Here is a 21,995-nt window from a genome sequence, read left to right as displayed (position 1 = left end):
ATCTTTAACGAAAATTATAAAATTCAGGTTTTATGAAAAAATGTCATACATTATACTTTATACTTTTTATTCTACTTACTTTGGCTTCAACTGCTCAGGCTCAACCCTATAAAAATTCCACTCTAAGTGCCGATGAACGGACTCAGGATTTGCTTTCACGGATGACACTGGAAGAAAAAGTAGGCCAATTGCTCTGTTCCCTTGGTTGGGAAATGTACGAACGAAACGGCGATGATGTTAGTTGTTCTGAGAAATTTAAAACGATTTTAAAAGAGCAACACATCGGCATGCTTTGGGCGGCTTACCGCGCTGATCCGTGGACACAGAAAACACTGGAGAACGGTTTAAATCCGGAGTTGGCTGCAAAAGCGGGAAATGCCTTTCAGCAGTATATTTTAGAAAACACCCGTTTGGGGATTCCACTTTTTTTGGCTGAAGAAAGTCCACATGGACACATGGCAATTGGAACAACTGTTTTTCCTACCGGTATAGGATTGGCATCAAGCTGGTCGGAAGAACTTTTAACCGAAGTTGGAGCAGTAATGGCCAGTGAAATTCGCTTACAGGGAGCACACATTGCCTACGGTCCCGTACTTGATTTGGCACGCGATGCACGTTGGTCGAGAGTTGAAGAAACATACGGAGAAGACCCGGTATTAGCAGCAAAACTTGGAGCTGCGATTGTTAAAGGCGAAGGTGCAGGAGACCTCTCAAATGAAAGCAGTACCATTTCAACATTAAAACATTTTATTGCCTATGGAGTTCCCATTAGCGGTCAAAATGGAAATGCTTCGTCGGTAGGAATTCACGAGATACATCAGAGTTTTCTGCCTCCTTTTAAAGCTGCAATTGAAGCGGGTGCTTTGTCGGTAATGACCTCGTATAATTCGATTGATGGTATTCCATGTACAGCAAATTCTTATTTGTATCGCGACATTTTACAAAAAGATTGGCATTTTTCAGGATTTGCAGTATCCGATCTATACAGTATTGAAGGAATTCATGGCAGTCATTTTGTCGCTCCAACTATTCAGGATGCGGCCATTCAAGCTCTAACTGCAGGTGTTGATGTTGATTTGGGTGGTGACGCCTACATAAAACTTATTGAGGCTGTTAAAGACTCACGAATTAAAGAAGAACTGATTGATTCAGCTGCATACCGGGTACTTCGTTTAAAGTTTGAAATGGGGCTGTTTGAAAATCCATATGTCGATGCTGAAAAAGCAAAACTGAATGTACGAACACAAGCTAATATAGCTGTTGCACGAAAGGCTGCACAACAATCGGTTGTACTGCTGAAAAATGACAACAACACTCTTCCGTTAAAGAAAACGATAGGCAAAATTGCTGTTATTGGCCCCAATGCACACAACCGCTACAATATGCTTGGCGACTATACTGCACCTCAGGAAGACAGTAATGTAATTACCATTTTAGAGGGTGTTATTTCAAAAATTGGGAAGGAGAATGTAAGTTACGTTAAAGGCTGTTCCATTAGAGATACCAGCCGGCAAAATATTTCGGAAGCCGTTGAAGCGGCCCAAAGTGCAGATGCAGTGCTTGTTGCTGTAGGTGGATCGAGTGCCCGCGACTTTAAAACCAGTTATCAGAATACCGGAGCAGCAATTGCCTCTTCCAACACAATAAGCGACATGGAATGTGGTGAAGGTTTTGACCGGGCAACTCTTGAATTACTTGGTTTCCAAATGAATTTGTTAAAAGCAATAAAAGCAACCGGCAAACCATTAATTGTTGTTTATATTGAAGGCCGACCACTTAACATGAATTGGGCTGCACAAAATGCAGATGCATTATTAAACGCCTGGTACCCGGGGCAAGAAGGGGGAAATGCGATAGCAGATATTTTATTTGGAGATTATAATCCGGCAGGACGGTTGCCGATTTCTGTTCCCCGAAACGTTGGGCAGGTTCCTGTATACTACAACAAAAAAAATCCGAATGCACACGCTTATGTTGAGATTGCCGCAACACCACTTTACACTTTTGGCTACGGACTTAGTTTTACAACTTTCGCATATCAAAACTTACAAGTAAAAAAACAGGCTAACAATGAGTTTGAGATTGCGTTTGTAGTAAAAAACACCGGAAATTACGATGGTGAAGAAGTAGTACAATTGTATATCAGAGACGAATTTGCTTCGATGGTGCAACCCCTGAAACAGTTAAAACATTTTAAACGGTTTTATTTGAAAAAACAGGAAGAAACTACAATCCGGTTTACACTAACACCTGATGATTTATCAATTGTAAATAAAGAGCTGGACCGTGTTCTTGAACCAGGTAGTTTTCAACTAATGATTGGCGCTTCATCTGACGATATTCGTTTGCAGACAAAAATAGCAGTTAATTAAGCGGCTATAAATAAAACACCTCGTGGTTTTTCAGCCACGAGGTATTATCTTTTTAAAAAACATTTATCAGTTTAAACAATACTGTTTGTTTCAATATCGGGGAAAATAAGACTGGGCTTAAAAGTTTTAGCCTCTTCAAAATCCATCAATGCATACGAAATGATAATTACCACGTCGCCAACAGCAACTTTACGTGCAGCCGGTCCGTTCAAACAGATTGTTCCCGTTCCGCGTTCGCCCCTAATTACATACGTCTCCAGGCGCTCTCCGTTGTTAATATTAACAACCTGAACTTTTTCGTTCTCAATAAGGTTTGCCGCATCCATCAAATCCTCGTCGATGGTGATACTTCCCACATATTGCAGGTTTGCCTCGGTAACGGTAACCTTGTGTATTTTCGATTTACAAACTTCAATTTGCATAACTATGCTTATTTCGGTCTTAAAAAACTATATTGTCAATTAGTCGGATTTCGCCGCAAAAAACTGCAACACATCCAACTTTTGTCGAATCTTTCTCCCAGTTCTTCACCGGTTGCAGCTGTTCGTCGTCAACAATCTCAAAATATTCAACATCAAGGAAGGGGTTCTTGTTTATCGTTTCTGTCACCCAATCCACGATTTCTTGTACGGAATTTTGCGCTTTAAGTTCTTTGGCTTTAAATAAAGTCTCTGAAATTACGGCTGCATTTTTCCGCTGTTCTTCTGTCAATAATTCATTTCGCGAGCTCATGGCCAAACCACTTTTTTCGCGAATAATGGCGCAAGGTACAATTTCCACCGGAAGTTGCAGTTGTTTTACCATATTTTTAACAATGGCCAGTTGCTGAAAATCCTTTAATCCGAAGTAGGCTTTTGCAGGTTTTACCATGTCGAAAAGACGGCTAACCACCTGGGCCACACCATTAAAGTGCCCCGGGCGATGTTTGCCTTCCATCACCTCTTCCAATTTTCCAAAGTTAAATTTACGTTTATCCGGTTCGGGGTAAACTTCTTTGGCATTAGGAGCAAACACAATGGCACAACCTGTTGGTTCCAGCAGGTGCATATCGTTTTCGAGCGTACGTGGGTAACGTTCAAGGTCTTTCGCATCGTTAAACTGGGTGGGGTTTACAAAAATACTTACCACTACAATACGATTTTCTTTTACCGCCTGTTTAACCAGCGAAATATGCCCCGCATGGAGTGCCCCCATGGTAGGTACAAAACCAACCTGGCTTTCAGCTCCAAGTTGTTGTATCTCAAATTGTAAGTCGTTTACTGTAGTAAGCAGTTTCATCCCTGAATTTTTGCGGCTGCAAAGTAAGTAATTTTAATTGTTAAAACATCAAAAAAAGTGATGATACTGGCTGAAGCTAACCAACTTAACTTGACAATTCGTTTATTTTTATTACTTTTGCACCCTGTTTTTAACTGCACTTATTGGTTCATGGAAAAGAAAAGAATCCTTTATATTTCACAAGAAATTACTCCTTACCTGCCTGAAAGCGAGATGTCGGAAATTGCACGTTACCTGCCACAGGGCGTGCAGGAAAAGGGGAGAGAGATAAGAACATTTATGCCACGCTATGGCTGTGTTAACGAGCGAAGAAATCAGTTGCACGAGGTGATCCGTTTATCGGGTATGAACCTTGTGATTAACGATACCGACCATCCGCTTATCATAAAAGTTGCATCGATACAAGCTGCACGTATGCAGGTGTATTTTATTGACAACGAAGATTATTTTCAGCGAAAAGCGGTATTGCACGATGCCGATGGAAACGAGTTTGAGGATAATGATGAACGTGCGGTGTTTTTTGCGCGTGGTGTTCTCGAAACCGTAATTAAGTTGCGTTGGGCACCGGATATTATTCACTGTCACGGATGGCTTACCTCGTTGGTGCCACTTTACATTAAAAAGTATTATTATAACGATCCGTTATTCCAGAATTCGAAGTTGGTGTATTCGGTTTATAACGACGATTTTAAAAAGACCCTGGATAGTAAGTTTAACGAAAAATTACTACTCGAAGGCATTACTGCCGATGATGTAAAAGGTATTGAAGATCCTACATTTGCAAACGTTAGCAAGATGGCCATCGGTTATTCTGATGCGGTTATTCAGGGATCGGAAAACATTAATCCCGATGTAAAAAACTACATCCAGGAGAACGGTAAGCTGTTTCTTGATTATCAGCCAAAAGAAACATACATTGACGCATACAACGAGTTTTACGATAAAGTGTAAGATTACGGTGTTAAAGAATCAAAATTATATTTAAAAAGTTCAATTTTGCCGGAATTTCAGAAAAGCTTACGCCGTAATTTTCTATGTTTGTGAAGTTTTTCAGAATTCAGAAAATTGACGAAGCAACCATAACTGTTTTAGTTTGCGAAACTGCATTGGCTACAGTGTGTGAAGCTTCCTTTTATTAAATTGGAAAAGTTAACATGAAATATAGTAGAACGCAATTATTAAAAGCCTTTAGTGGTTTATTAATTCTTGTTAGTGCTTTGGTAGCCTGCAACAGCGACGAAAACGATTTAGGTTTGGGTATTTTGCCCAAAGAAGATCTAATTAATGTCCGGAACATTTCGGTTTCCGATAAAATCTCGTCATTTACCTTTACCGAGAATGGTATTGTTTCAAACAAATCGGATTACAACTTGCTGGGAACATTTAACGATCCCGTTTTTGGGAAAACGACCGTTGATTATGCCGCTCAGTTTCGTTTAACTTCTTACCCTGATTTTGGTACTAATCCGGTAGTTGATTCGGTACGATTATATATTTTTTATCGAAATGTATATGGAGATACATTAACCCAGCAGCATATTAAGGTTTATGAACTGGAAACGTATCTCGATCCGGATGCGGAATATACGCAGGATATTGATTTAAAATCAATGGCTTCAGATGTGCCCTTGGCAGAGTTTGATTTTACACCAAAAGTTGAACTCGATTCTGCCACTCAGGATACCAATTTCCAAATGCTAACCATTCCACTCGATAATTCGCTTGGAGAAAAGCTGGTTTATGCCGATTCGCTTGATTTAATTAATAACGATGTATTTTTGCAATATTTTAAAGGACTTTTTATTGAGAGCGAAGATGTAAGCGGTAAAGGGGCATTAATAACTTTGCATACGATGGCAACCAGTACTTTTCAGGGGTCGGCTTTGCTGGTGTATTACAACAACGATGAAAACATGGATTTGGAAGAAGGTGAATCGCCCGATACCCTCTCGCGAGCTTTTTTAATTACCGATTACAGTGCACGTATTAGTGGAATAGAACACGATTATACGGGCACACCATTTTTTGATCATCTGGACCAGGAAGATGTGGAAGACGATGTGGTTTATGTGCAGCCAACGGGTGGCTTAAAATCAAGAATAACCATATCGGGACTTGAAAACTGGAAAGACTCTACAAATATGGGAATCAATAAAGCTGAAATAGTATTTCATGTTGATACCGTTAAAAGCGATATTCACAATTATCCGCCACCATCGCAATTGATGTTTACTTTTGTGGCACCAGACGAAGAAGAGTACCGCCCGATAGATTACTTCTTTAATCCTGTTTTTTATGGCGGATATCTTGATACCAGCGATTATTCCTACAGCTTTAATATTACGCAGCACGTACAACGTATAATTGATGTAACCGACCCGGAAGATGACGATTTTGTAGGTAATCAGGGCTTTTTCCTAACCACCGGACGCCGTGTTGATATTGCCAACAGGGTAGTGATGAAAAGTGCAAAAAATGATGGTGTGGAAATGCGAATCACTTACAGTAAATTTCTGGACTAAAAGTAAATTTCAATAGTTAATTTTTGGTGATTTTAGGGCTCGCTCTAAGCTCGAGCGTAGATGCTGTTCTTTTAATCAAATGCTTCGATTAAATCGTTCAGTGTGCGCTCCTCTGCTTTGAATATTGTTCCATGCCGGGTTCCTTCAGGAAAACTAATGCTGTCGTTTATTGTCTCCCAATTAATTAAATCGGCCGATCGAATAGCTCCCATATGGTGGCGCGTATATTCATCGTAATAAACAACCCACCAATTATTTACTTTTGTTACGGTTGGCCCTTCAACCCAGTCCGGAGAAATTGGTGGCGAAGCAAGTTTATACCCACCATATAACGAAGTACTTTTTGCGATACGTATGTGCTTTCTTGCCGGATTACGGGTTTCATCTTTTAAAAACATTAGGTATTCGTTATTAATCTTTTTTATCACCGCATCAATTACATTAAAATCTTCGTTGTATAAAAGTTGAGTTGGACTAAAATCGGTAAAGTCTTTTGTGGTGGTAAAATACATCCGGTGATTATAATTGCTGTCGCCCTGTGTTTCGCCAGACTTAAAACGATTGGGAATAGTTGTGGCCCAGTAAATCATATATTGTTGCTCTACTTCATCATAAAATAGTTCCGGAGCCCAGCAGTTGCGTGCCGTAGGCTCATGCTGCATTACGGGAATAAATTTTTGATCAGACCAGTGAATCAAATCTTCGGACCAGGCATATCCAATTCCCCGGTCATTCCAACTAACCGTCCAAACCATATGAAATTTATTGTCAGGGCCTTTAATTATGCAAGGATCGCGCATTAAACGATCATCGGCTACCTGGGGGGTCAGAATTGACGAATCGTTGTTTAGTGCAACAAAGCGGTAGCCATCGTAACTGTAGGCCAGGTGTAGCCCGTCTTGTCCGTTATCTTTAAAATACGAAAACAGATATACTTTCGTACTATTTTCTTTGGGTTGGCAGCCGGTGGCAAGTATGAGCAATAGGATAAAGTAAAATAACTGTTTCATATGTTTTTTATCGTAAAAATAAACAAAGCAAAGGTTTTTCCTTTACCGATGGGCTGGTTTTAGTAAAGGCTGCTATTATTTGCTTTCTATTTGTTTTTGCCTTTAGTTAACCCCAGTGGCTTATATACGTTTCATTGAAATAGCAGTGGAAAGATTAAAATTGTTAAATTTTAATTAAATACTATTTAGTCTCTTTTTAATTGTTTTCTATTTCCATAACTTGTATCTGAATAATAATTACCCTTATTAATGTTGTTGGTCTGCCGGAGTTTTAAAAGGTTGTCGCACAATAAGTTTTCTAAGGTGTGGTGCAAAAACAAGCAGATTGTCCGTTTTTCCTTACATAAACAATTTACTCAAACTAGAAAAGGTTGCATAAGCAACCTTTTTCTCTATCTGTTTATTAACCGGGAAGCCACATGGTTGAGCGAGTCTGTTTTTTTTATAGTTTTATTTTGCAGTACCACACATAAACTGACACTAAATATAAAATGATGCAAAAAAAACTGTTGATTTTACTGTGTTGCTTTTTATCAATTAAAGCGGTGGCACAAGAACAAGCACGTGTTATCCGCGATTTTTCCTTACCTGTTAAAACAACTAAAATAGCACTCGTTGATTATCAGATTCGAAAGGTGGAAACGGCTTTTGATTTAGCTCTGAATTTAAGCTATTTGTACCATGTTTCTGAAGGGCTTTCGGGTACACATCTTATACTTCCCGTTGCTCTGGTTGACAACACTCCTGCAACTGAAGAACAGTTAAAAGCCATAGCTGTCGCAACTATTGGCTATTATAAATTTGAAACCGGCCTAAAGGTGCAGGCTATTTATGGACTTCGGGCTTCGTATGGCTTGTTAACTATTGAAAAAAGGAGCAGGCTTAATCCTCCAAAAATTATTGAACCACCGGAGAACTGATTTAACCAGCTTGTAGTTATTCCTTCCATTTCCCCTTGTCTTTTTTGTACAATCCGGAAAATAATACTCTTTCCCGCTTTGTTTAAAGGCATGCTCAGTTGTTGCCGACAACTATAGTACTTTTTTTATAAAGAGTTCATCCTTATAAAATAGCCGAAGTAAGGTGTTTAATTGCCTTATTTTTATTATCTTATAAGGTTAACAAAAAGTACTTTGGATATGGAAAATACATCAGAAAACATGAGCAAATGCCCCGTAACAGGTGCAAGCGGAAAGCACACCGTGGGAGGCGTTGGTACCAAAAATCGTGATTGGTGGCCCAACCAATTGAAACTTAATATTCTTCGGCAGCATTCTTCTTTATCGAACCCGATGGGTACAAATTTTAATTACGCTGAAGCGTTTAAAAGTCTTGATTATGCTGCCTTAAAAAAAGATCTGCATTCTTTAATGACAGACTCGCAGGAGTGGTGGCCAGCTGATTTTGGTCACTACGGACCACTGTTTATCCGAATGGCCTGGCATAGCGCAGGAACCTACCGAACCGGCGATGGCCGGGGTGGCGGAGGTACCGGGCAACAGCGTTTTGCTCCCCTTAATAGCTGGCCCGATAATGCAAACTTAGACAAAGCCCGACGGCTGCTTTGGCCGATTAAACAAAAATATGGTAAAAAAATATCGTGGGCCGATTTGATGATTCTTGCCGGAAATGTGGCACTGGAATCAATGGGTTTTAAAACCTTTGGTTTTGCCGGTGGGCGCGAAGACGTTTGGGAGCCCGAGGAAGATGTGTATTGGGGTTCGGAAAAAGAATGGCTGCAAAACGATGAAAGAGATTTGGATTTGGAGAAAATGGATAACCCGCTGGCCGCAATTCAAATGGGTTTAATTTATGTAAATCCGGAAGGCCCGGACGGGAACCCTGACCCGTTGGCTGCAGCCAAGGATATTCGCGAAACATTTGCCCGCATGGCCATGAATGATGAGGAAACCGTGGCGTTAATAGCTGGTGGGCATACTTTTGGAAAATGCCATGGTGCAGGGCCGGCCGAACATGTGGGGCCGGAGCCCGAAGCAGCACCAATGGAAGAACAGGGGCTGGGATGGAAAAGTTCTTTTGGTTCGGGTAAGGCAGGCGACACCATAACAAGCGGTATTGAGGTAACCTGGACTCAAACTCCAGCTAAATGGAGTTACTATTTCTTTAAAAACCTGCTTGACTATGAGTGGGAATTAACCAAAAGCCCCGCTGGAGCCTATCAATGGGTAGCAAAAAACGCAGGTGAGGAAATGCCTGATGCTCACGATCCTTCGAAAAAACACAAACCAACTATGCTTACAACCGATTTGGCCTTGCGTTTTGATCCGGCTTATGAGAAAATATCACGTCGGTTTTATGAACATCCGCTAGAATTTGCTGATGCCTTTGCACGAGCCTGGTTTAAACTAACCCATCGCGACATGGGGCCTAAAGCTTTATACCTGGGGCCCGAAGTGCCCGAAGAAGACCTGATATGGCAAGATCCTATTCCGGTAGTAGACCATGCTTTAATTGATGAGAATGATGTGGTAACCCTGAAAGCAAGAGTATGGGAAGCTGGACTAAGTGTTTCGCAGGTAGTTTCGGTAGCCTGGGCTTCTGCTTCTACTTTTCGCGGATCGGATAAGCGCGGGGGAGCAAATGGCGCACGTATTCGTCTGGAACCTCAAAAAAACTGGGAAGTGAATAATCCACCTCTTTTACAAAAAGTGTTGAAAAAACTGGAGGAAATCAAGGAGGAATTTAACAATGCACAGCCCGGTAATAAAAAAGTGTCGCTGGCCGATCTGATTGTGTTGGCAGGATGTGCCGGTGTAGAAAAGGCTGCTAAAGAGGCCGGTTTTTCGATTGTGGTGCCCTTTGCTCCCGGAAGAATGGATGCAACCCAGGAGCAAACCGATGCTGAATCGTTTGCCGTTCTGGAACCGTTTGCCGATGGTTTTAGGAATTACCTGAAAAAACCATTCCCGATTGCAACTGAAGATTTGCTGGTAGACAAAGCACAACTGCTAACGCTGACTGCTCCCGAGCTGACTGTGCTTGTTGGAGGAATGCGAGTTTTAAATACTAATTTTGACGAATCGAAACATGGGGTTTTTACCGATTGTCCGGAGCTGTTGACAAACGACTTTTTTGTGAACTTGCTTGACATGGGAATTGCCTGGATGCCAAACTCCGAAAGCAAAGAGTGTTTTGATGGCCGCGACCGTAAATCGGGCAAAATTAGGTGGACAGCTACACGTGCTGATTTGGTATTTGGGTCAAATTCGGAGTTAAGAGCATTGGCCGAAGTTTATGCAAGTGCTGATGCAGCAGAGAAGTTTGTGGAAGATTTTGTTGCAGCATGGAATAAGGTGATGAACCTTGATCGTTTTGATCTATAAGTATTGCCTGTAATTTTTTGATTTTCGTTCCTAACTACTACAATTATATAAAGCGGGTTGCAAGTAGACTTGTAATCCGCTTCATTTTTTTACTGCTGCCTCGAGATGGCCGGTATTTCTTGAATGAATTCTCTGCTGTTTCTTTAATCACAAGCAGTATCGGGTTTGTAAGCCGTTCTTTTCAGCACAAATCCCTTGGAACTACAAGCTGCCTTCCAACCAGTTTTTAAAGCTTTTAACCTTTTCGCGCGCTACTAAAAAATCATCGTCGGTGTGATGATGTACTTTTAGTTTTAAACGCGAGTTGCTGTAGGCAACTACATCGTTTATGCTTTTTAATGCTACCAGGTATTTGCGGTTTATCCGAAAAAAAGTATCCGGGTTTACCATGCCCTCCACCAATTCCAGGCTTTGGTCGAGCAGGTAATCTTTACCATCGTTAAGTTTGGCGTAAGTGCCTTTTTCAAAACTGTAAAAATACAGCACATCGGTAGTTTCAATAACCCGCAGGTGCGTGCCCACTTTTACCAAAAAACGCTCTTTATAGTTTTTTGTTTTTAGCGAAGCAACTACTTCATTTAGCAATTCAGGAGTTAGTATTGATTTTGTTGGTTGTGAAAGTTGCTTAAACTTATCCAGCGCTTTTTTTAGCTCGGTGCGTTCAATAGGTTTCAAAAGATAATCAACACTGTTTACCTTAAAGGCTTTAATGGCGTAGTCGTTGTAGGCGGTGGTAAAAATTACGGGATGTGTAAAATTACATTGTTCAAATATTTCAAAACTCAAGCCATCGCCCAGTTGAATATCAAAAAAGGCCAGATCCGGAGCTTTGTTATTTTGTAGCCATTCCACTGACGCTTTTACCGTATCGCATACTGCAAGTATTTGCGCCTCAGGTTGCAAGGCCGAAATGTGGGCAGCCAGTTGGGCAGCTGCCAAAGGTTCGTCTTCTACAATTAATATTCTCATTCTAATTAAAAACTTATTGCCGGTTTTATCCTTAAATTTTCGTTTCTTCCAATCTAATCAGCGGAAGGCTAACCCTAAAATAACCGCCATTTTTTAATATTCTCATTTCTTTTCCGGTTAGGTATTGGTAGCGTCCGGCCAGGTTTTTTAGTCCGGTTTTACTGGTTTCCTCCAGCTGTTTTTTGGGCTGAAGATTATTTTCAACCAATAACTCGTAGTCGTCGGAAATAGCTACAACAATTTTTAGTGGATTGGCCTTTGAAATTTCGTTGTGTTTTATGGCATTTTCAACCAATGCCTGTAACGACAATGGAATTACCTTGCCTTGTATTTTTTCGTTGGCGATTATGTCTACCTGTAAAGCTTCGCCAAAACGTATTTGTTGCAGGTAAATGTATTTTGTAACAAAATCAATTTCTTCATTTAAAGCAATAATGTCAAGGTCTTTAAACCGAAGTACATCGCGGTAAAACTTTGATAGTTCGCGGGTAAATTGCTTTGCTTTTTCCACATCCATATCAATAAGGCTACCAAGTACATTTAAACTGTTAAACAAAAAATGTGGATTAATCTGGTCTTGCAGTACCTTGTATTGCAGCGCCAGCGATTCGCGTTTTGCTTCTTCTTTCTGTTGCACTTCGTTGCGCCAGGCTTTAAAAAAAGATATGGCGTAAATAATTGAAGCTACAATAATAAAAATAATGTATTCCGATATAATGGTTCCGCGGTTGTATTGCCAAAACGACGACCAGTCGCGGTTCATAATGTAAATAAACCAAAACCAGTTAACGGTCCAAATTACAAAACTTGAATACACAAAATGCATGAACAAAGCACGTAATACACTGGTGCCTGGCTGGTTTACCCAATCAATATATCGTTTTTCGAACCAGCCAAAAAGGTAGCCGTTGGCAAACAAAGGCAGTCCCAAACTGAGCGAGTATCCGGCGTTCCATACATATTGCATAAAAGGCATTTTTAACGAGCCGCCCATTAATACCGTTGTGGTTAAACCTATCAGAATTGAGACAATGGCGGCAACCAGCCAGTTAACAATAACGTGTTTTCGCATGCAAATTCTTTTGTTTGATTTTTGAGATTTCAAGATAGTAAAAATTAAGATGGTGTTGAAGAAAGTGAAAAACCAGAATAATAAATGATAAAGTTGCTTTTTCCTGCGTAGCTTGTAATAATGGTATGTTGAAATCAACTTTGTGTTTGAAGAAAAGACTCGTGCCAAAAATCAGTACGGGTCTTTTCTGTTAATAGAAGCGCAAAATTCTTCTTTCAAAAGGGGCGAAAACTTAGTTCGCTATTTCGTTGCATTGGCTTAGCAATTGTGAATTGTGAACCTTTCCCCAGCTAGGCATTAAACCATCGTTTTGTTGTGTATTTTTAAACATTTTGGCTGCTTTTTCCAGATCGGGTTTTGCTTTTTCGGCCCCGCCTCCAAAAAAACTGGGTGTATGAAAAGTATTGCTGCCACGCAAGTAGTACACTCTTGGATTGTTTGCATTTAACTTTTCAGCGGTGTTAATAGCTTCCGATGCTTTCATCGAATATTTTGCGCCTTTACTCATATCGGTAATACGCAGCTGGTAAAGCAATGCTTGCAAAGCATGTACTTCCGATTCGTTGCTGTTGGTTTTCATTAATTTGTCAACTAATTCCTGGGCTTTGTCAAGCTGTGCATGTTTGGCATCAGCATTCATTTCATCAAAAAAAGTTGATCGGATAAAACAGTATGCCGCATAATAGTGGGGGAGCCATTTGTCGGGTTCGGCATTGCCTATGCGTTCAAACTTGTTGGCAAGCAACTGCAATTCAGCAGAGCCGGATACCTGGTACATTTTTGTAATGTTGGTTTTCATGGTTTCTTCATATTTCGAAGAAAAAGCTGTAAGTGAAAGAACTGCGAGCAGAATTGTGATAAACGTTTTCATGATTTTAATTTTATTTGTTATGACTAAGTGATTTATTTTCTGGTTCAAATTTCGGCTGAAAGTGCTGCAATTAAAATTGTTGTTTACCGAATTGTTGATTTTAAGGGATGAATTGTAACCCGGGAAAAAGTCTTGTTGGTTTCATTTAGAAATTCAGAAACAAACCGATAAAGACAAAACGTTTAATGTCGCGTTTTACAGGTACCAAAGTGTAATTGCCCTGTGCGTCGGCTACATTTGTAGGCCGATAGCTTAGCACATTATTGTTGCCCAATACATTGTTTACCGAGCAATACAATACTGAATACTGATTGCCAAGATAAAATACATGACTCATGTTCAGACTCAAATCCGAATACATTTTTGTTCGTTCGGCATTAAATTCGTTGGTGTTAGGGTTGTTGTACGGGCGTCCACTGGCAGCGGAAAATGAAGCTCCAAACTGAGTGTTTATTTTATTCACCCAATATTTGCCAACAGCTGAAAAGTTGTGCTTAGAAATGAAATAAGGGGTTGCCTCCTCTGGGTAATACTGGTATTTGCGTTTTGTGTCGATGAAGGAATAAGTTAACCAATAATCAAATCCTTTAATACTTTTTTGGTCGCGCCAAAACAGGTCTAAACCTCCTGCATATCCGTGGCCATTGTTTTGCAGGTTTTCAGGTAAGCCGTTTTCTGCAAGGGTGTAAGTAATAAGCTTCTTGTATTTTTTGTAATAAGCTTCGGCTCTAAAAAGTCGTTCCGAATTATCGCCAAACTGGTAACTGGCAATGTAGTGTGTGGCCTGCTCAAAATCGAGGTTTGTATTTATTTTCAGGTAATCGGCCTGTGGTGTTTGGTAATAAAGCCCCCAGGCTCCGGCCAATTGTGCTTTTTTTCCTGTTTTTAAGGCCAGTGCAAAACGTGGCGCAATGTTCCAATGCTGAATTGCCGAAGAATATTCATTACGAATACCGGGCCGGATACCAAAGTTTTTGCTAAATTTTATTTCCGGCTCAATAAAAGCACCCAAGAGGTGATCGTTAAAAGTGCCATTGTATAAAACATTTTTATTTTCGATGTAATCCTGGTTGTATTTATTGAATGTTTCGTTGGCGCCCCAGGTAAGCTTAACTCCATCCGAAATGTCGTGCACAACAGCAAAACGTGTTTCTATATTCAACTCTTTTGTGTTAACATCGTCACTATCCAGGCCAAGCCGGTTGTCCTGCCAGGTTGATGATACACCAATTCGATAGCAAGATTTTTCCGAGAAACAATCGCGGTACGAAAGATTGGAGTAAACAGTTCCGCCTTTGTTACTAATTTTCATTTTATTACCTGAATTGCCTGTTGGTACCAGGTAGGCCAGTTCTCCGTAATCGGCGTTAATGTAGGCTTTTAACATGTCCGAAGAACGTGTTTTATGACGGAATACAGCAGAACCATTTACCGATTCAACCGGCTTTTCCCAATCAATAGAACTGTTAAAGATTTTATCGTACAACGAAAGGTTGGTGTATCCTCCGGATACCATCAGCGAGGTGTTTTCCCAACGTTCTGTTCGGTTGGCTTCGGCTCCGATGCTCATTAATGAAATTCCGGTATTGTCATCATCGGGTAAGTCGGTTGATTTTAAAACCAGCACAGACGAAAGTGCTTGTCCGTATTCAGCCGAATAGCCTCCGGTATTAAATTGCACCCCGTTAAACAACGACGGCGCAAAACGTCCGCGAGTGGCTACATCGGGTGTTTTTGAATAATACGGTTTGGCCGCAATTAGTCCGTCAATGTAGGTTGATGTTTCGTAGGCATCACCACCGCGTACGAGCAATCGTCCGTCGTCAGCCGAAGCCTGTGTTCCTGGCATAGTTCTAATGGCAGCCATAACATCGCCGTTGGCACTTGGTGTGGTGTATACATCCAGCGATTTCATTATCGAGGCACGCGATTCATCGTCGGCAGCAAAACTCCCCGCAGTAATGGTTACTGCATCAATGGTGTTTATATTCTCGTGCAGTTCAATTTGCAGGTTTATTTCAGCATCCAAAACAAGGAGCTTTTGCCATGTTTTATAGCCAATAAACGAAGCAATAAGTTTTTGTTCGCCCGTTTCTGTTGTTGTAAAGCTAAAGTTCCCGTCTGCATCCGAGCTGGCTCCGTCGTAAGTGTTCTCAACAAAAATATTTACCCCCGGAATTGGCTCTCCATTTTTTGTTAGTACTCGCCCCGAAATGGTAGCTTGCGAGAAGGAATTTACGGATAGAACGATGAAGAAGATTGTAAAAATTGTTTTCATGACTTGTTTTTGTTTTGATGATTCAAAAATCAGGGGAAAACGCAAGCCCACGAAATTTACATTACCCAACTGTGGAAATACACGGATGAATTGTGCCGATAATAAAAAGGCTGCCCGAACTAACGGACAGCCTCTACTTGAAAACCACTAAGCATAACCAAACTGATTGATTTCAGAATGATACTCGCCTCTTCGCAATCATTACGGCTCGGGGGTTAATACAAAGTCAATCTGGCTTGACTCTCCTTTTAATACATCCACATTCCATATGGTATCTGTCTGAAAACTATCCCGTTCAGCAGTCATGTAATATGTTCCTTCGGGTATGCCAATAAGCTGATATTGTCCCTCCGGGTTGGTAAATGCTGTAGCTACTATCGAGTCGTTATCTACATCGTTTATCTCTTCCCATAATTTTATAGCGGCATTTTCAAGCGCATTTGCTGTAGTATCGGTAACCCTTCCTTTTATTCTTCCGGCCCTGTCGAGTAAAACACCTCGAACAACCGGTTTAAAATTGAAGCCTTTAATATTTCCGTCTTTCCAGTTTCCTTTCACCACAAATGATTTGCTAACATCGAAATCAAGTAATACATCAGTGGTTTGCCCGCTGGCGATGGTTATTTCTGGCTGAATTTTAATTTTTAAACCGCTGCTTGTGCCACTTGGTATTTTTAAATCAAACTCCGAACCATCGGTAAGAATAACTTTCGCGTCGGTAACGTGCATTCGAATTAAATCATAGCTTCCCGCTTCCAGCTCAACCGAAGCAAGTTGTTCGGTAATTCCATTGGATAGGGTAAGCAAATCAATTTCAAAAGCTTCTTCCATTAACGAAATAAATATTGCTTCAGTTGAGTCGTTTTCGTGTTTCCTGATTTCAACTTTATTTATTGTTACAATGGTTTGAGACACCAGACTGATTGGGAAAGGAGCATCGGTAAGGTATACGTTTATTTTTCCGTTACCATCGGCAAATTCCGTCGAGTCGTTTTGGCTACAAGCCATTATTAATAGTGCTCCAAGTATAATTGTAGTAATGATGGTTCCAATTTTCTTCATTGTAGAATTTTTATGTTTTTCTTTAAAAGAATTGTTTTAAGTGGGGTTCTTTGTATTAGCAAAAAGAAAGAGAAGGGTGCAAGCACTCTCGCACACACTTCTGCTTTCAGCAAACCTATTTTATTTCAATTACAGCATACTTCGATATTTTCCAAAACTCATCGGGGTTATCTATATTTAGGTAGGCAATAACACCGTCTTGTTCGATAAATGTGTAAGAACTATCGGGGTGTTCGGAAATAATGGTGGCTTTGTTTGAGAATAACGGTATTGATTTGGTGTCGCGAATATTTAATTCGGTAAAATAATCCTGATCCAGGTTTTTCTTGAGCGAAATATGTTTCCCAAGTCCCAGAAAACCTCCGTTTTTGGTAAGAACACCATTTTCTTCTAATTCTTTGTAAGTTCCATAGGCAACAAACCCTTTATTAAGTTGGTATGTTTTTTCCTCAATTAGTTGTTGCTTTATTTTCAGGGTATCAACTTGTTTCGAAATTTCAACCTGCATATCGTCTACCTGTCGATTCAGTTGGGCAAGCATTTCGTCGCGTTTTTCAATTTGTTGCTGAAGCGCAATAATCTGGGTGTTTTGTTCTTCAACACTTTGGTTTAAGGTTTCAATTTTCTTTTTCAACGAACTGATTTGAATGCCCGATTTCTGAAGCTTACGCTCTAATTCTGCAATGTGTTCGCTGCTTTTTTCCAGCATTTCATTCATAAGACTAATGTCTTCAACAATGGCTTTTTTCTTGTCGTAATTGCCTTCGGTTTGCGATTCTATTGATAAAACCTGGCGCTTCTCCTTTATGTATTTCAGATTTTGCTCAATTTCATCAAAGGCTCCAAGCAGTTCGTTAACCATCGAGTCGCGCTCTTGTAACTCCTGGTTTATATTAACATTACTGCTTTGTAGACTATCAATCTCAGTATTCTTTTTGGTATAAATTGAAATACCAACCAATGCTGCACCAATAATTACAACAACTAAAAATGCACTTATTGCATTTTGTATTTTTCTATTCGATTTCATGACTTTTTCCTCCATTTTAATGATTAAACAATTTGGCTCCTAAAAGCCAATTGCTATGCCATAAAACAGGTTGCTCTGTAAGGTGCAGATAGTCAGCGATATGTGAGAATTCTTCTTGACCGAAGGGATATCATAATGATAGCGAATTATCAAAATGATAATTGAAAGCTGTTATTCATCTTTAATCATTCGGTAAATGGTAGCTACCCCAATATCAAGTTTTTCGGCCACAATTTTAGGTTTGTTGTCGTATTTTTCAAGCAGTTTTTTTACCAGGCGCAAGTTGTATTCGCGCAAGCTGAGTTCTTCATTTAGCAGGCTCTCGATGTTTTCGGTATCATCGAGCAGTAGGTGCTCGGCTTCAATTTCTTTTTTATCAGCGAGCGTAACAGCCAGTTCAATCACCGATTTAAGTTCTCGCACATTTCCCGGGAAAGGGTAACCCAGCAGTTTTTTGCTGGCCGATGGTGTTAATATTTTTTGTCCGAGCTTATTTTCCTTACAAAATTCGCTAACAAAGTTTTTAGCCAGCAAAATAATATCGTTGCCTCTTTGGCGCAAGGGGGGAAGATCGATTGGCAGTCCATAAAAGCGGTAATAAAGGTCTTGTCTGAATTGGCCTTTTTTTACCTGTTCGAGTAAATTTTTATTGGTGGCAATAATGATGCGGCAATCAATTTTTACAGGTCGGTTACTGCCAATTCTAACAATCTCTTTTTCCTGTAATGCTCTTAGCAGCTTAGCTTGAAGCGAAATTTCGAGTTCTGCAATTTCATCAAGGAATAAAGTCCCCGAATGTGCTTCCTCGAATTTTCCTATTCTGCGCGATGCTGCTCCGGTAAATGCACCTTTCTCGTGTCCAAACAGTTCGCTCTCAATGAGTTCGCTAGGTATGGCTGCCATGTTTACTGCAACAAAAGGTTGTTTGGCGCGCAGTGAGTTGTAGTGTATGGCTTTGGCAACCAGTTCTTTGCCTGTGCCCGTTTCGCCACTAATCGATACTGTAACATTGGTACGGGTGGCTTTCTCAATCAGGTCAAATATTTTTTGGGTTGCCGCACTGTTACCGATAATGGTATTCTGGTAGCTGTATTTCTTTTTTACTTCTTGACGAAGTGAATGAATTTCGTTTTTCAGCTTAAATTCTTTACGAATATTATTTACAGTATTAAGGAGCCGTTCGCGAATATCTTTTGATTTTACAATGTAGTCGTAAGCCCCGTGTTTTAACAGGTCAACTACTACTTCAATATCGTCCTGTTCCGAGATGAGAATAACCTGAATTTCAGGATTGGAGTTTTTTATCTGTTTGAGCACTTCAATTCCCTTCATATCCGGAAGCCGGTAGTCCAGGGTAATTACATCGGGTAATTGGTGCAGGTTGTTCAGGCATTCTTTTCCGTTTTCAAACGACTTTATTTCATAATCCGGATTCATGGAAAGATTATGAACCAACAACCGGCGATACCATTCATCGTCTTCAACAACAAAAATTTTAAATGCTTTTGCTTCCATTTTCTCCGGATATTTTCAAATCAGAACAAATGTATTGAATATGTATCGATTCAAAAAGGTTAATGCATGTTATTCATCTTTTTCTGAAATGAGTTTTTCAAGTTCCTGATTCAGTTTATTTATTTCGGACTTTACCTCTTTTATTTTTTGTTTAATCTCCACGAAATTATCGGATTCGCCTGCCAGCTTTTCAAGTGCCTTTATAAGGTCATAAAGCTTTGTAGCACTCAAATATTTTACCGGCGATGCAAGTTTGTGGGCCACTTCGGCAATGCTTTTGCCGTTTTTTTCGGCAAGGTGCTTTTCTATTGTGTGAATGCTGCTTTTGCTGGTTTTTAAAAACAATTCAATCATTTCTTTTACAAATGCGGGATCGCCGTTACTCATATTTTCCAGTTCGCTTAAGTTAAACTTACTGGTTGGCTTCATTTTTTTGCTTGAATTTTCTGCATTTTCAATGTTGTTAAAACAATTGGAAATAACCTCGTATAAAGCTGCCTCGTTGAATGGTTTTTTCAATGCGTCATCAAACACCTTTCCGCCTTGCTTTTTTGTTTTTACATTGTTGGTGTTTGCCGAAAGGGCTATTATTCGTGCTTTATGCCCCGAGGCTTTTATTTGATCGGCTGCGTCGATTCCATTTACCAACGGCATTCGAATATCCATTAAAATTAAGCGGTAATTTTTGTGTGCAGCCATTTCAATAGCAGCCTGTCCATTCTCTGCTTCATCAAAATCAACGTTCCATTTCAAGAAAATACTTTTTAACAAGTGTCGATTAAATTCTTCATCGTCAGCAATTAAAACAGAGTTGTTTTTTAATGCACCGGGCGCCTTGTGGCTTTTGAAACTATGCTGCAACTGTTCTCTTTTTCCTTTTTTAAGTGGTATGGAAATGTAAAATCTAGTGCCAACATTTGTTTTGCTTTCCAGCGTTATTTTACCATTCAGCAAATCCACCAGTTTTTTTACAATGTACAACCCAAGTCCTGTGCCACCGGCTTTTCTGCTCAGGTCTGTTTCAAGTTGTACAAATTCATCAAAAATTTTTTCCTGGCTTTCTTTGGGTATGCCAATGCCAGTATCTGAAACGATGCATTCAAGCAAAATAGTTTCATTTTTCTGTTTGGCTTCTACTTTTAATCGCACCGATCCTTCGTCGGTAAATTTTATAGCATTGGATATCAGGTTGTTCAGCACCTGTTTTAGTCGTCCTTCATCGCCATATAAAATGAGGTCATTATCCGTTTTGTTGTTGATGTGCAGGGATATATTTTTGTTTTCTGCTGTTGCTTTATTGTAAAGATTGATTTTGTACAGCAGCTCGTGAAGTGAGAAATGAGTGGAAACCAACTGGATATTTTGTTTTTCCAGCCGCGAGAAATCGAAGGTGTCATTCACCAGGTCGGCTAAATGTTTGGTTGAGTCGAAAATAACTCTCAGGTCTTCCTGCGTTTTGGGGTCGTGTTGTTTTTGCAATAACTGCTCGCTTAAACCATAAATTGCATTAACCGGGGTACGCATTTCATGACTTACGGTTGCAACAAAAAGTTCTTTTGTGCGGGCAAGGTTCTCGGCCTGAGCTTTGGCTTTTCGTAATACATTCTGGTACGATCGCGATTTGCGCAGGTCGCGAAAAAAGAGGAGCAAAACCAACATAAGAAGCAAAAATACGGAAAGGGCAAACAGCAAAAGTCGTTTGTAGGTTTCGTTGGCCAGTAGCTCTGCTTGTTGCGATTGCCGGAGGAAGTGTTCTTCTTCCATAAGCTCCAGCGCAGTAATAATAGCTACCAGACTTTCAGATATTTCCAGGTTTTTACGCATGTAAACAGCCTCCATAGTACTCATGCGCCTGCTACGTTGAGCCAATTCTTTTTCCAGTTCTTCCAATTCTTGTTGGAGGCGTTGTTTCTCGGGTGTTCGATCAACGATCACCGGGGTTGGTGGAGCCTGTTTTTTGCCAAATATGCGTTTTAAAAGGCCCCTTTTTTCAGGTTCCTGAAAATGTATGGTGTCTTGTACACTTAACACGGTGTCTAGTGTTTCAACATATTCGTTAAATGCTTCGTGTTCGCTGCCTTTGCTCAGGTGGAGATTTAATATTTTTTCCCAAATAACTATTTTTTGCTGTGCGAGCAAAAGAACCGAATCAACAAGAATTTGTTTGCTACTATCGATAGCCGGCAGCTTTTGCAGTTCTTCAAATTTAAGATCAAGCGATTGATTAATTGTTTTGTAGTTTTTCAGGTAAACTCGGTCATTACTTAACGAATAAAGTTTAACCATGTTTTCTGTTTCGTTTAGTTCCATGGCAACATCTTTTACCCACAAAAGCGTGTTGTCGGGGATTGACTCTGAAAGCATGGATTGAACAATTTTTGATAAACTTTTATACACAAAGTGCCCGGACAGTCCTAATAACGAAATTATTATAACAGTGAGAAGTACAACCGGTATTTCAATTCTGATTTTTTTCATTGTCTGTACAAAAGTAAAACGAAAATGTACTTCATAAGTTGCCTCTTCGGTTCAAATACCCGGTTCCTGAAAACCTGGACTACGGAATGGAAAATTATGACAATGGCAAGCCTGTTTTATTTAAATATTTAGTATATCAATCCCAAAAGATTGTTAAATCCGTGTGAACAAAGTAAATGTAATTTCTTTAATGA

At 40.0% G+C, this 21,995-nt stretch carries 16 protein-coding genes; 5 read left to right on the top strand and 11 right to left on the bottom strand.

From position 1 onward, the window contains the following. The first annotated feature begins 32 nt into the window (after positions 1–32). Positions 33–2,372: a glycoside hydrolase family 3 N-terminal domain-containing protein gene (locus QZ574_RS08175; RefSeq protein ID WP_297088684.1), complete on the top strand. Its 2,340-nt coding sequence runs from the start codon at positions 33–35 to the stop codon at positions 2,370–2,372. Positions 2,373–2,443: 71 nt separating this feature from the next. Here QZ574_RS08175 and panD read toward each other — a convergent pair whose 3' ends face one another. Together panD and panC are read right to left on the bottom strand one after the other, a co-directional pair. Beyond that, entirely contained in the window at positions 2,444–2,794 is a 351-nt protein-coding gene (panD, locus tag QZ574_RS08170) for an aspartate 1-decarboxylase (protein ID WP_297088682.1), read from the bottom strand. A gap of 19 nt (positions 2,795–2,813) precedes the next feature. After that, complete coding sequence (panC, locus tag QZ574_RS08165) at positions 2,814–3,650, bottom strand: pantoate--beta-alanine ligase (protein WP_297088680.1); 837 nt, start codon at positions 3,648–3,650, stop codon at positions 2,814–2,816. A 150-nt stretch (positions 3,651–3,800) separates the two neighbouring features. Between panC and QZ574_RS08160 the strand changes: the two genes are divergently transcribed. Both QZ574_RS08160 and QZ574_RS08155 read left to right on the top strand, forming a co-directional pair. Further along, a complete protein-coding gene (locus QZ574_RS08160; RefSeq protein ID WP_297088678.1) occupies positions 3,801–4,601 on the top strand; it encodes a glycogen/starch synthase in 801 nt (266 codons plus the stop codon). A 203-nt stretch (positions 4,602–4,804) separates the two neighbouring features. Then, positions 4,805–6,172: a DUF4270 domain-containing protein gene (locus QZ574_RS08155; protein WP_297088676.1), complete on the top strand. Its 1,368-nt coding sequence runs from the start codon at positions 4,805–4,807 to the stop codon at positions 6,170–6,172. A gap of 71 nt (positions 6,173–6,243) precedes the next feature. On the opposite strand, the gene QZ574_RS08150 is transcribed toward QZ574_RS08155, so the two are convergent. After that, on the bottom strand, positions 6,244–7,182 hold the full coding sequence (locus QZ574_RS08150; RefSeq protein ID WP_297088674.1) for a glycoside hydrolase family 43 protein: 939 nt from the start codon (positions 7,180–7,182) through the stop codon (positions 6,244–6,246). A gap of 491 nt (positions 7,183–7,673) precedes the next feature. Here QZ574_RS08150 and QZ574_RS08145 point away from each other — a divergent pair, with 491 nt between their 5' ends. Together QZ574_RS08145 and katG are read left to right on the top strand one after the other, a co-directional pair. Then, positions 7,674–8,102, top strand: a complete 429-nt coding sequence (locus QZ574_RS08145) for a hypothetical protein (RefSeq protein ID WP_297088672.1) — start codon at positions 7,674–7,676, stop codon at positions 8,100–8,102. Positions 8,103–8,321: 219 nt separating this feature from the next. Then, positions 8,322–10,526: a catalase/peroxidase HPI gene (gene katG, locus QZ574_RS08140; protein WP_297088670.1), complete on the top strand. Its 2,205-nt coding sequence runs from the start codon at positions 8,322–8,324 to the stop codon at positions 10,524–10,526. Between the two features lie 201 nt (positions 10,527–10,727). On the opposite strand, the gene QZ574_RS08135 is transcribed toward katG, so the two are convergent. The 8 genes from QZ574_RS08135 to QZ574_RS08100 form a co-directional block, all read right to left on the bottom strand. Further along, positions 10,728–11,495: a LytTR family DNA-binding domain-containing protein gene (locus QZ574_RS08135; protein WP_297088668.1), complete on the bottom strand. Its 768-nt coding sequence runs from the start codon at positions 11,493–11,495 to the stop codon at positions 10,728–10,730. A gap of 31 nt (positions 11,496–11,526) precedes the next feature. After that, positions 11,527–12,567 (bottom strand): histidine kinase, encoded by a 1,041-nt coding sequence (locus QZ574_RS08130; protein ID WP_297088666.1) that lies wholly within the window; start codon positions 12,565–12,567, stop codon positions 11,527–11,529. Positions 12,568–12,799: 232 nt separating this feature from the next. Beyond that, positions 12,800–13,438: a hypothetical protein gene (locus tag QZ574_RS08125; protein WP_297088664.1), complete on the bottom strand. Its 639-nt coding sequence runs from the start codon at positions 13,436–13,438 to the stop codon at positions 12,800–12,802. Positions 13,439–13,583: 145 nt separating this feature from the next. Then, positions 13,584–15,716 (bottom strand): TonB-dependent receptor, encoded by a 2,133-nt coding sequence (locus QZ574_RS08120; RefSeq protein ID WP_297088662.1) that lies wholly within the window; start codon positions 15,714–15,716, stop codon positions 13,584–13,586. A 201-nt stretch (positions 15,717–15,917) separates the two neighbouring features. After that, positions 15,918–16,778, bottom strand: coding sequence for a DUF4382 domain-containing protein (locus tag QZ574_RS08115; protein WP_297088660.1), 861 nt, complete (start codon positions 16,776–16,778; stop codon positions 15,918–15,920). A 115-nt stretch (positions 16,779–16,893) separates the two neighbouring features. Then, complete coding sequence (locus QZ574_RS08110) at positions 16,894–17,808, bottom strand: hypothetical protein (RefSeq protein WP_297088658.1); 915 nt, start codon at positions 17,806–17,808, stop codon at positions 16,894–16,896. A gap of 171 nt (positions 17,809–17,979) precedes the next feature. Next, complete coding sequence (locus tag QZ574_RS08105; protein ID WP_297088657.1) at positions 17,980–19,323, bottom strand: sigma-54 dependent transcriptional regulator; 1,344 nt, start codon at positions 19,321–19,323, stop codon at positions 17,980–17,982. 69 nt (positions 19,324–19,392) lie between these two features. Further along, positions 19,393–21,801: an ATP-binding protein gene (locus QZ574_RS08100; protein ID WP_297088655.1), complete on the bottom strand. Its 2,409-nt coding sequence runs from the start codon at positions 21,799–21,801 to the stop codon at positions 19,393–19,395. Positions 21,802–21,995 lie beyond the last annotated feature (194 nt).

The organism is uncultured Draconibacterium sp. (assembly GCF_913063105.1).
Taxonomy (GTDB): Bacteria; Bacteroidota; Bacteroidia; order Bacteroidales; family Prolixibacteraceae; genus Draconibacterium.
The sequence above is the reverse complement of the archived record's forward strand: the minus strand, read 5'-3'. Positions and strand labels throughout refer to the sequence as shown.